Source organism: Mucilaginibacter sp. P4_G9 (assembly GCF_056400985.1).
In genome coordinates this window covers 1-786 of the sequence record NZ_JBFUKF010000888.1, presented here as the reverse complement: position 1 = coordinate 786, position 786 = coordinate 1, and the positions used below count along the sequence as shown (strand labels likewise).

The following is a 786-nucleotide window of genomic DNA, read 5'->3' as shown; positions in this document are numbered from 1 at the left end:
TTGTATGATACGGCCCGGCATGGCGCCAATATAAGTTTTACGGTGACCTCTTATCTCGGCCTCATCGCGGATGCCTCCCAGGGCCATACGAACGTATTTGCGTCCTAATGCTTTTGCGATAGATTTACCCAACGAAGTTTTACCTACTCCCGGAGGGCCTACCAGGCAAAGGATAGGGGCTTTCATATTATGCTTTAATTTAAGCACAGCCAGGTATTCAATAATACGTTGTTTAACCTTATCTAAACCAAAATGATCTTTATCTAAAATTTTTTGAGCCCGTTTAAGGTCGAAGTTATCTTTTGTGAATTCGTTCCATGGCAATTCAAGCAATAACTCAAGGTAATTTATCTGCACCGAATAATCTGCCGCGGCAGGGTTGGTACGCGCCAGTTTTTCAAGTTCTTTTGAAAAATGATCTTTAACCTCTTTTGCCCATTTCTTTTTAATTGCACGCTGGCGCAGGCTGTCAATTTCCAAATCGGGGGAGTTGCCACCCAACTCTTCCTGTATGGTTTTTAGCTGTTGATTTAAAAAATAATCTCTTTGCTGCTTATCCAGGTCAACACGTACTTTGCTTTGGATCTGGTTTTTAAGCTCCAGCATTTGCAAATCAAGCGTTAAGTGCTCCAATAACAGGTTTATTCTTTCGCGCAGGCTGGCAACCTCTAATAAACGCTGTTTGGCCGCCATATCGGCATTCATATTTGATGATATAAAATTGACCAAAAACGAAGTGCTTTCAATGTTACGGATAGCTATACCTGCCTCGCTTGGTATATTTGG

Annotated in this window: 1 protein-coding gene; it reads right to left on the bottom strand. The window is 41.9% G+C overall.

The annotated features are described in order from the left end of the window. Positions 1-786 (bottom strand): AAA family ATPase (locus AC1DPZ_RS28370; RefSeq protein ID WP_477409834.1); only part of this gene is annotated, 786 nt, incomplete at both ends.